The following is a 2,914-nucleotide window of genomic DNA, read 5'->3' as shown; positions in this document are numbered from 1 at the left end:
GGCGTACGCAGCGGCAAGGTCCGCGCCCAGCCGCGCAGCCAGTCGTCCATCGCCCTCAGCGCCAACGGCATCGACTGGGTGCTGTGCAACGCCTCGCCGGATATCCGCGCCCAGCTCGAGGCCTTTCCGCCGTTGCAGCCGGCGCGCCATCTGCGCGATACCGGCATCGCCGCGATCATCCTGATGGACAGCCAGATCGACCACGTCACCGGCCTCTTGAGCCTGCGCGAGGGCTGCCCGCACCAGGTCTGGTGCACCGACATGGTCCACCAGGACCTCACCAGCGGCTTTCCGCTGTTCAGCATGCTCCGGCACTGGAACGGTGGCCTGGACTGGCAGCCCATCGACCTGGCCAGCCCGTCGTTCACCATTCCCGCCTGCGCCGGCCTGCGTTTCACCGCCATTCCCCTGCGCAGCAGCGCGCCGCCCTATTCGCCGCACCGGGGCAACCCGCATCCGGGCGACAACATCGGCCTGTTCATCGAGGACCTGGAAACCGGCGGCAGCCTGTTCTACGCCCCCGGTCTCGGCCAGGTGGATGAACACCTGCTCGACTGGATGCGCCGCGCCGACTGCCTGCTGGTGGACGGCACGCTCTGGCGTGACGACGAGATGCGCCACTGCGAGGTGGGCGACAAGCTCGGCCGCGAGATGGGCCACCTGCCGCAGAGCGGCCCGGGCGGAATGATCGAGGTGCTGGATGGCATCGACGGCCCGCGCAAGGTGCTCATCCACATCAACAACACCAACCCGATCCTCGACGTCGACTCCGCCGAGCGCGCCGAACTCGGCCGCCACGGCATCGAAGTGGCCTGGGATGGCATGAGCATCGTGCTGTAACGCACCACGAACCCAACAAGGTGCGCACGGCGCACCCTACGAGGACCCCGAGCATGAGCCAGACCGCCATGACTCCCGCCGAATTCGAGCAGGCCCTGCGCGCCAAGGGCGCCTATTACCACATCCACCACCCGTACCACCGCGCCATGTACGAGGGCCGCGCGACGCGCGAACAAATCCAGGGCTGGGTGGCCAACCGTTTCTACTACCAGGTGAACATCCCGCTGAAGGATGCCGCCATCCTCGCCAACTGCCCGGACCGCGACACCCGCCGCGAATGGATCCAGCGCATCCAGGACCACGACGGCGCCCCCGGCGAGGCCGGCGGCATCGAGGCCTGGCTGCGCCTGGCTGAGGCGGTCGGGCTCAACCGCGAGCAGGTGCTGTCCCAGGAATTGGTGCTGCCGGGGGTGCGTTTCGCGGTGGACGCCTACGTCAACTTCGCCCGCCGCGCCAGTTGGCAAGAGGCGGCGAGCAGCTCGCTGACCGAACTGTTCGCCCCGCAGATCCACCAGTCGCGGCTGGACAGCTGGCCCCAGCATTACCCCTGGATCGACCCCACCGGCTACGACTATTTCCGCAAGCGCCTGAAAGAAGCGCGCCGCGATGTCGAGCACGGCCTGCGCATCACCCTCGAGCATTACCGCACCTGGGAGGCGCAACAGCGCATGCTGGAAATCCTGCAATTCAAGCTGGACGTGCTCTGGAGCATGCTCGACGCCATGAGCATGGCCTACGAACTGGACCGTCCCCCCTACCACACGGTGACCCGCGAACGGGTCTGGCACCGCGGTATTCCCCTATGAGCGAGTTCGACGTACGTCAGGTTCCGCAGTTTCGCCGTGGCTATCGATTGCAGTGGGAGTCGGCCCAGGGCTGCCATGTCCTGCTCTACCCGGAAGGCATGATCCGCCTCAATGAAAGTGCGGGCGCCATTGCCAATCAGATCGATGGCCAGCGCGATGTCGCCACCATCATCAATAACCTGAACGCCCTGTATCCGGGTGCACCGGAGCTGGCGGACGATGTCGTTCAGTTCATGGAGGTCGCCAATGAAAAATTCTGGATCGAGCTCCGCTGAGTCCGGCGTGGGCCTGCCCCTCTGGCTGCTGGCCGAGCTGACCTATCGCTGCCCGCTGCAGTGCCCGTACTGCTCCAACCCGCTGGACTTCGCCCAGCAGGGCGAGGAACTGAGCACCGCGCAGTGGATCGAGGTGTTCCGCCAGGCCCGCGCGCTGGGTGCCGCGCAGCTGGGCTTTTCCGGCGGCGAACCGCTGGTGCGCCAGGACCTGGAGGAGCTGATCCGCGCCGCCCGCGAGCTGGGTTACTACACTAACCTGATCAACTCCGGCATCGGCCTCACCGAGGCGCGCGTCAACGCCTTCAGGGACGCCGGGCTGGACCATATCCAGATCAGTTTCCAGGCCGCCGACGAGGCGGTGAACAACCTGCTGGCCGGCTCGCGCAAGGCCTTCGCGCAGAAGCTGGCGATGGCCCGCGCGGTGAAGGCGGCGGGCTACCCGATGGTGCTGAACTTCGTCACCCACCGGCACAACATCGACCAGATCGAACGGATCATCGAGCTGTGCCTGGAACTGGAGGCGGACTTCGTCGAACTCGCCACCTGCCAGTTCTACGGCTGGGCCGAGCTGAACCGCGCCGGGCTGCTGCCGACCCGCGAACAATTGCAGCGCGCCGAACGCATCACGAATGAGTACCGGGCCAAGCTGGCGGCGGAAAAGCACCCCTGCAAGCTGATCTTCGTCACCCCGGACTACTACGAGGAACGCCCCAAGGCCTGCATGAACGGCTGGGGCAACCTGTTCCTCGACATCACCCCGGACGGCACCGCCTTGCCCTGTCACAGCGCGCGGCAGCTACCGGTACGCTTCCCCAACGTCAAGGAGCATGACCTCAAGCACATCTGGTACGAGTCGTTCGGCTTCAACCGCTTCCGCGGCTACGACTGGATGCCCGAGCCCTGCCGCTCCTGCGACGAGAAGGAGAAGGACTTCGGCGGTTGCCGCTGCCAGGCCTTCCTGCTCACCGGCGATGCCAGCAACGCCGACCCGGT

The 2,914-nt window shown here is 66.5% G+C and carries 4 protein-coding genes; all 4 read left to right on the top strand.

Annotated elements, in window-relative coordinates; translation table 11 throughout:
* Nucleotides 1-840, top strand: an 840-nt coding sequence (pqqB, locus tag E8E91_RS15440) for a pyrroloquinoline quinone biosynthesis protein PqqB (RefSeq protein ID WP_280376578.1), incomplete at its 5' end; no start/stop codon positions are given.
* A gap of 53 nt (nucleotides 841-893) precedes the next feature.
* Nucleotides 894-1,646 carry a pyrroloquinoline-quinone synthase PqqC gene (gene pqqC / locus E8E91_RS15435; RefSeq protein WP_280376585.1) on the top strand — a complete coding sequence of 251 codons (753 nt, stop codon included), beginning with the start codon at nucleotides 894-896 and terminating at the stop codon, nucleotides 1,644-1,646.
* The gene (gene pqqD / locus E8E91_RS15430) at nucleotides 1,643-1,921 is read left to right on the top strand and encodes a pyrroloquinoline quinone biosynthesis peptide chaperone PqqD (RefSeq protein ID WP_280376583.1); all 279 of its coding nucleotides are present in this window, start codon (nucleotides 1,643-1,645) and stop codon (nucleotides 1,919-1,921) included. Before pqqC ends, pqqD begins: the two co-directional genes overlap by 4 nt.
* Nucleotides 1,893-2,914 (top strand): pyrroloquinoline quinone biosynthesis protein PqqE (pqqE, locus tag E8E91_RS15425; RefSeq protein WP_280376579.1); only part of this gene is annotated, 1,022 nt, incomplete at its 3' end. The genes pqqD and pqqE, both read left to right, overlap by 29 nt.

It is taken from the genome of Pseudomonas sp. BN515 (assembly GCF_029873155.1).
Lineage (GTDB): Bacteria > Pseudomonadota > Gammaproteobacteria > Pseudomonadales > Pseudomonadaceae > Metapseudomonas.
Note: the sequence above shows the minus strand (reverse complement) of the source record. Positions and strands in the feature narration are given on the sequence as shown.